Raw genomic sequence first — 8,163 nt, forward strand, 5'->3', positions numbered from 1 at the left:
GGCATACTGTCTACAAACCGTAATGGTCAGCTTCGAAGTCTAGAAAACGGCTTTGTTTTATCATTATAGGAGGCGCTTGCACATCTAGTTCAGCTCGCAGTTGCGCCTCGCCTGCCGCAGACGGCTTGCTTGGCTTAGCGATAAGCGACATTTTAGTTTGCGCGTCGGTAGAAAAAGGAATGTCTGAGGCGTCTTTGCCAAAATTCACTGTTTTAAGTCCTTCATCCATAGATGACATGTAATAATGCATCCCGCTGTTAATATCACGAAAAGCAATATCGTTAATACCATCGCCGTCAAAATCGCCAGTTAAAGGAATATAAGAAGCACCGAAGTTCTCTATACTCACGCTATGAATTTCCATGCTGCTGGAGTGACGGATAAACCAGCGGTATTCACTCGCCGATTCACGAAAGATAGCTAAGTCGCTTATGCCGTCACCGTCGTAATCTCCCACTACGGCTTTATCACTAGGCAAACGGCCAAATCTTATTTTGTGCGTTTGATTATCACTCGAATGTAAAATAATAAACTCACCTGTGCTCGGTCGGCGGATAGCAATATCGGCTCGTCCGTCTCCATCATAATCCGCTGGGACGGCTATATCCGTGCTTTTTATGCCAAATTTTTTCTGATATGTCTTGCCGCTTGAGGACTGAAGAACATACCACATCCCCGTTTGCGGGCGTCGTATAGCCAAGTCAGTTTTTCCGTCACCGTCGTAATCAGCCAGCACCGGGATGTCGCTCGCTAAGCGCCCAAATGAGCGACTCGCCACTTTCCCACTCCGCGATTTTTTGACATAAAAGTGTCCATTTGACGGTCGTCGAATCACTAGGTCAGTAATACCGTCTCCATCAAACTCTCCGTACAGTGGGATGTCAGCTGCCTGCTGCCCAAAATTATCCGAACGATTTTTTGTGCCACTCGACAAGCGAATGTAAGTATGACGGTTAGACAAGCGCCGGATGGTAAAGTCATCGCGACCATCATTATCAAAATCGATGTTCATGCGATTTAACCTAAGCAGAGGGTTTGCACCTCGAGACCATTCATCAAAATCAGATATTTTGTCGCCATCGCTATCCATAAGTAGAGGCGATGTACCTATCGTGACCTCTTCACCATCTGCCAATAAATCGCCATCGCTATCGGCATTTTGCGGGTCAGTACCGTATTGGGCTTCAAGCTCATCTGCTAAGCCGTCTTTGTCGCTATCGGTGGTATAACGAGCGTCCGTTGGAAAATCGTCATGGATATCAAGCACCCCATCATTGTCATCATCTTCATCTAATTTATTGCCTATCCCATCGCCGTCAGTGTCGTAAGCCTCTTCTGGGTCAAAGGGACTAAAATCTTCACTATCGGGCACGCCGTCATTATCATCGTCTGGGTCATTTACATTTGCTAAGCCGTCGTTGTCTATGTCACTGCTCTCGTCAAAGCCCAACATAAAGAAATTAGTGAACTCATACACACCATCATATTCTTCTATTTTAATTGAAGCGGCTTGTTTTCCCTCAAAAAATGGCAATGCAACATACACGTATCCGCCGCTGAGCTTATCTGAACTATTTTGATTTTCATTTTCTTGATTTTCATTATCTTGATTGTCACTGACGTTGAGCGTTTCTAGAAGACGCCACTCGCCATCATTGAGTTTCACAGACACCGCTATTGGACTGTATTTATCGAGAAAATTGCGTTCAATTCGAAGGCCAGGGAGAATTTTATCGAGAGTCGACGTAGCCATCGGCGTATCGCCAGAGGTCAACAATATTCTTTCGATACTGTTTGAGTGAACTACGTCACCATTATCTCGCTCTGAATCTAGCGAACGGTAGGTCGAACTGGCCGCAATATTACCCAAACGACTTGAGAATGACTGGTGCAGGGTGACTGGTGCGCACGACGGTGCCCATTCACTTAAGCTAAAGTCATAAGGCAGTGGTAGCTTGCCTTTAAATACACTCTGTTGGTCACAGAACAGCTCTAACACAACGTCTTTATTGTTTTGCAATATACTACCGAAAGTATCGCTGACCACTTCATGCCCGTCAGAACCATAATTAGAACCATGTATATACAGCGTATCGTCCCATTGAGAAACAGACTGTGCAAAGTATGTACCTTGCCCCACCGCAAGCGCTTGACCCTTTGGAATAAGCGCCTGCAACGACAAGTCCTGATTAAGAATGACCGGTCCATGTTGTTTGTTAAAACTGATAAAGCCAGTTCGCGCTGTTTGTTGCTCAGATCCCCCAACTCGATTAGCAAAGGTTACGGCAAGCCCCGACTCATAATGCTGGGTCTCAATCATTTCTACTCTATCACCATTAATTTGTCCTAAGGGCACTGCCACATAATCTGACACCCACGCGTGAGCCTGTAAACGTTGAGGTGAATCGTTATTGCTAACATTCGGTGAGGAAAAATCAACGACTAAAGCAGTAGCGTGTTTATCAATTGGGTCAATAAAGTTTGTACTCTCATTAAACTCGCTATGCACAACTGGATTTAGAGAAAACTGGGTAAGCTCATTTCCCGAATCTGACGCGTGAATTTGTGGGAATGCCATTTTCACGCTAACATCGGGTGAAATTTGGTTTATCACATAATAAGTCGGTGTGCTGACCGATCTCCCGCTGTAATAGGTCAACGAATTACCATAATCAAGAGATAATACCTGTCGGAAGAATTCATCTTTTCCTAAACCAACGGTTTCAATATATTGAGGACTGAGGCCGTATACCCACGGTTGATCAACACCGACCAATTCGAAGTCCATATCCCCGTTGATATTCAGATTAGCTTGAGATACCTCAAATACATTTGCGTCGCTGGGGAGTTTGAGTCTCAAAGCATCTTCCCCCGGGTAACTAAAGGTATACAGAATGGAGGCTTTTCCTGAAGGCGCCCTTACTTGTTCAGAGCCGTTCGCCGGGACCGTCACACGGATAGACGACAAACCTTGCCCTTCAAAATTAAGCGTTACTTCCGACTCAATGGATGAACGATTTGAAAGTGTTAAAATATTACTGTTGCTCAAGGCCACTGGGAATTGCAGCGTTTCTGTACTCGAACTCACGCTAACTTTTGCAAGATAACTGCTTATTGCGTTGTCGGGAAGTGCGAGTTTTGATGGCGCATCTACACTTAAGCTCACTGAAAATGTAGCCTGTCCATTCGCCGGTATCTGAATTCGTGAATCAGAAAAGCTTAGGGAGATTGGCGCTGAAAATGCCTCATCAACCGTGACATCTAGCTCCATATCTTGCGCGCTGTCGTTATATAAGGTGATGCTCTGAGTGTCAGAAAATCGAGCTTGGCGCTTATCTAACGCGCCAAATAAAAATGCACCTTTGCTCGCGCTCAGATTGCGCTGCAAGATATCGCTAAGGTCTAAACGGCCGCTACCTTGCACAAACGGGTCTAGACCGATGTCTTTACTGGTGCTGGTTAATCTTCGCTTTATTCGGTCGGGCGTATCATCAGGGAAGGCTTGAATGAGCAATGCCGCTGCGCCTGCGACGTGAGGCGCGGCCATACTCGTTCCGCTCAGTGCCGCAGTGCTATTGTCTACATAGCTTGAAGTAATCGATGAACCGGGGGCGATTATTTCTGGCTTAAAAGCACCCGGTAAATCGGGACTACCTTTTGACGTAAAACTTGATGCACGGTCGTTGTTGTCGCTTGAAGCCACTGTGATCGACAATCTTGATGATGCGGGCGAGGCCTTAGTAATCTCGCCATAATTATAGCTATTGCCCGCAGCCACTACCATGACAATACCGGCTTCTACGGCTCTGTCAGCAGCTTGGCTTAACAGAGAGTTTGCATCGCCCGGCCCAGATAAACTAAGGTTCATCACGTCCACAGCATCATCAGTTGATGGGTCTTGGTCTGGGTCCATCGCCCGCTCGATACCTAAAATTATCTTAGAGGTCCAGCCAAAGCCTTCATCGCCCAACACCTTATAAGCGTATAATAAAGCATCGGGTGCGACTCCCTTCAGTTCACTTGAGTTAGCAGCCACAATGCCTGCAACGTGGGTTCCATGACCATCAACATCCATCGGGTCTGCATCTTCATAATGAAAATCATAACCGTCCACCACTTTACATCCCTCGCCAAAACAACCGCCTAAGGCTTCATGGGTGTAATCGATACCGGTATCTAGAATGGCGACTTTGACCCCTTGACCACTAAGCGCATCAATTTGTCCTTCGTAACCATTCCAAGCCGCAGGGGCATTAATTACGCGAGTCGATTCGTCTAAGCTAGAGCGGACCAAAACATCGTCGTGCACCGCCGTCACGCTCTCGTGAGCACGAAGTTTTTCAGCTTGCTCGTGAGTCGCATCGACTGCAAGCGCGTAAATGCTGCGGGTATAGGTGCTTTTGACGCGTTTAAGCAAGCGCATTGCTTGAAACTCTTGAATCACTTCAACCTGATGTTGCTGATAGGCCTGTAAACTGCTTTTGCTGTGGCCATTGCTCGTAAGGCCTCTGAGACCTTTCTTTGGCGGGCGCAGCTCAATAATATAAGGCTTAATGGCACTGTTTGAATAGTCGACTTGATAGCCATCGATAGCAGAAGAGTAGCTTATCGTGACATCATTATACCCTTGCTCCGCAAGCATATTTTTAATCATCAGAGCATCTTGCGCTCTTACTGCCTCGGCATTTGATGGCTCGGCTTTTGATGGACCAGATAGGAAAGGCTCTTTTACCTCTTGCTCTGCCACAGCAGCACTCGATAGCATCATCGTGAACGTAATGGTTATTAGTCGGATCAACATGGTTTTCCTGACAAACTATTTTTTCTAAGCCTATCAAAGCATTGCCTAGCTTTAGGGGCATTTACTTATAAGTAGATATGAATTTTTATACATATGCTCACTGAGGCTAGGGTCTGTTGAACTCACGCTAACTTTATACTTTGGTATAGCGCTATTTTCGAAACAAACCGGACAGGACTGAAAAGGGTTTAAGTATGTGTAAATAAAAAGGATTAAGGCACTAAAGAAGCCACCTTACTGGCCGATAAATGCTAATAACAAACATGCTTATCTGGAGAGATGCTTGAGCGAATTAAGACATGCACTAAACAACATATTGGCTGTGCTTAAACACCAAGTAGACTTCGACTTATGGATGATCACCAGAACCGTAAACGATGACTGGATCATGCTTTCGACCACGGACAGTAGCTACGGTGTTAAACCAGACGACGTAAAGGTATGGTCAGACAGTGTTTGCAGCAGAATGGTAACCGGAGCTGGACCGAACATTGTGCCTAATATGAAAGATGTTGAAGCCTATGCACAAGCACCTATTTATGGTCAGATTGATTTCGAATCGTATGTTGGCTATCCGCTAAAATCCTCATCCGGGGAATTACTCGGTACCCTCTGCGGCATTGACCCTAAGCCAAAAAGCGACGACCTCGAAGAGCAATCTGCTCTTATCCAAAACTTTGTAGTAGTGGTTGAGAACTTACTGCGTCAGAGCAAAGAAATCGACCGCTTAAATACATTACTACGAGACTTCACCCACAGCGACCCGTCTACAGAAGTACTCGGTTTGCCAAATCAAAGTGCATTTATGGAATTTGCCGAGTCTCAAAAACAGCGAATGAACAACACCGGTACTCCCCTCGGGATTATCCTCATTGACATTCAACATTTTGCACCCGAGTTTCAAAAGCCTGAAGAGCGCTGCGACGGCCTAATGGCCGCCAAAGAGCTTTTGCTATCGGCTAAGCGTGATGTCGATGTCTTGTGCAAATTGAACAACGACAGCTTTGGAATGCTGATGATAGATGCAGACAATAAAATGCTGACCTCGCAAGTTGTTGAGCTGCTCAAATTATTGCGCAAGCACCATTTCAAAGTCTCGGTTGGCGCACATGTATGCCGCCAACAAGAAACCATTGACCAAGCGGTGGAAAATGCAAAGCAGCGGCGTTTTGGCTAAGGAACACTCAGCATATTTACGCCAGCCATATCCCGCACTACCCTGAGAACTTGGCAGCTATAGCCAAATTCGTTGTCATACCACACATACAAAGTAGCCCGATTGCCGGCGACAATAGTCGCCTGTGAATCTACTACCGCAGCAGCTCGTGTCCCCACCAAATCGCTAGATACAATCTCTTTAGACGCCGTGTAATCAATTTGATGCTGCAGCTCAGAAAATAAAGATGCGTCTCGCAAAAACTCATTAAGCGAGTCCTTGTTAAAACGGTCTTGCGCGTCGTTTACACTCAAATTCAAATTCAAAATCGCCATCGACACATTGGGAGTGGGTACGCGGATAGCATTACCGGTGAGCTTACCCTCAAGCGCTGGATAGGCCTTTGATACAGCTTTGGCCGCGCCGGTTTCAGTGATCACCATATTTAGCGGCGCCGCTCTGCCGCGTCTGTCGGCCTTATGATAATTATCAATAAGGTGTTGATCATTAGTAAACGAATGCACGGTTTCAACATGCCCGTTTTCAATGCCATAGCGTTTATCCAGCGCTTGGAGCACGGGCGTAATTGCATTTGTAGTGCAGCTCGCCGCTGACAATATAGTATCAGTGCTATCAATATCGCCATGATTCACACCATGAACAATATTTTTAATATCGCCCTTACCAGGTGCGGTTAACAACACTTTTGCAACGCCCTTCGCTTTAAGATGCTCAGATAAGCCGTCACGGTCGCGCCACATGCCGGTGTTATCGACAACAATCGCATCAGATATTCCATACTTTGTATAGTCCAGCTCGCTCGGATGATTAGCGTATATGACCTGAATATAGCTGCCATTAGCTTTAATAGCGTTGCGCTGGGTATCAACGGTAATGCTGCCATTAAAAGGGCCATGAACTGAATCTCGGCGCAATAAACTTGCGCGTTTTTCCAAATCGCCCTCACGCCCACCGCGCACCACAATTGCGCGCAAGCGCAGCTTATTCGCCTGCCCTTGTCGCTCAATCATGAGCCTTGCAAGCAATCGCCCTATCCGACCAAAACCATAGAGCACAACGTCCTTGGGTGCTTGTACATCATCTTTATCAAGTACTTGCTGCAGGGCTTTGCGTAAAAAAGCGTCCAAGTCTAGACAATCGCTATTAGGCGAGGTGCTTTGCTGAGCGTAAAACTCTACCGCTAATTTACCAATATCAATTTCGCAGTTTGAAAGCTGCATCTTACTAACCGCCTCGAGTAGAGGCCAGCTTTCCCGCAAACGTAACTTTTCACCTGCAAACAAACGTACAGAGCGATGCGCTTTAATAATGTCTATCGCGCTGGCGTTTAACAGTGTTCTGCCATAAAGCATTATTTCAACTGCGTGATTTCTGTAGAGACTGCCAATAAGAGGCAGCATGCGCTCTGCAAAATCTTGACGCTCTTGCCAACTGCTCGTAAGTACCTGTTCAAACTGCTGATTCATTCAATTAACCTTGCTGTTGTAATCCAAAAAGGGCGGGTGTAAAACTCGCGCGCATTCTAAGCAAAAGCAGGTTAAATTCCAAACTGGTGAAAACTTTCAGAAAAATGTAAGCAATTACAAAAAGTCATCAAAACGACGTAAACATCCTTCATTACTGATATACATGCATATTTTAAATAGTGAAAGCGAGATATTATTGAATAATAAGCGATCAAACATGTGAATTTTTGAAATAAACTTTCATAAATTATTTTAAAATGGTGGTCATCTGAACGCTAAATCATCTTTGAGCGGCCAGGATGGCACAAAGCGTCTTCCAAATTTGCACATGCGCCTGACTTGAAATCAGCCGAAGGCTTTACATTAAAAAAAGCGTAGGAGTTGGGCGCATATGTAAGTTTGAAAGCGTGCGCGCACATGGATGTGCGCGTCCGAGCGGCCAGGATGGCGCAAAGCGTCTTTCAAATTTGCATATGCGTCTGACTTACAATCAGAAGGAGGCTTTAGATTTTAAAAAAAGCGTAGGAGTTAGGCGCGTGTAAGTTTGAAAGCGTCCGCGCACATAGATGTGCGCGTCCGAGCGGCCAGGATGGCGCAAAGCGCCTTTCAAATTTGCATATGCGCCTGACTTACAATCAGAAGGAGGCTTTAGATTTTAAAAAAAGCGTAGGAGTTAGGCGCATGTGTAAGTTTGAAAGCGTGCGCGCACATGGATGTGC

The 8,163-nt window shown here is 45.8% G+C and carries 3 protein-coding genes; 1 reads left to right on the plus strand and 2 read right to left on the minus strand.

The window, feature by feature from the left end:
• Positions 1 to 10: 10 nt before the first annotated feature.
• Entirely contained in the window at positions 11 to 4,801 is a 4,791-nt protein-coding gene (locus ACFO4O_RS05700) for a S8 family serine peptidase (protein ID WP_382406387.1), read from the minus strand.
• A 283-nt stretch (positions 4,802 to 5,084) separates the two neighbouring features.
• Here ACFO4O_RS05700 and ACFO4O_RS05705 point away from each other — a divergent pair, with 283 nt between their 5' ends.
• Complete coding sequence (locus ACFO4O_RS05705; protein ID WP_382406388.1) at positions 5,085 to 5,978, plus strand: sensor domain-containing diguanylate cyclase; 894 nt, start codon at positions 5,085 to 5,087, stop codon at positions 5,976 to 5,978.
• Here the strand turns inward: ACFO4O_RS05705 and ACFO4O_RS05710 are convergent.
• Positions 5,975 to 7,444, minus strand: coding sequence for a glyceraldehyde-3-phosphate dehydrogenase (locus ACFO4O_RS05710; protein ID WP_382406389.1), 1,470 nt, complete (start codon positions 7,442 to 7,444; stop codon positions 5,975 to 5,977). The genes ACFO4O_RS05705 and ACFO4O_RS05710 overlap by 4 nt on opposite strands.
• Positions 7,445 to 8,163 lie beyond the last annotated feature (719 nt).

The organism is Glaciecola siphonariae (assembly GCF_042652645.1).
GTDB classification, from domain to species: Bacteria; Pseudomonadota; Gammaproteobacteria; order Enterobacterales; family Alteromonadaceae; genus Glaciecola; species Glaciecola siphonariae.

Coding starts and splice junctions, on each gene's coding strand:
- ACFO4O_RS05710 (WP_382406389.1), bottom strand. CDS start 7,444: ATGAATCAGCAGTTTGAACAGGTACTTACGAGCAGTTGGCAAGAGCGT.
- ACFO4O_RS05700 (WP_382406387.1), bottom strand. CDS start 4,801: ATGTTGATCCGACTAATAACCATTACGTTCACGATGATGCTATCGAGT.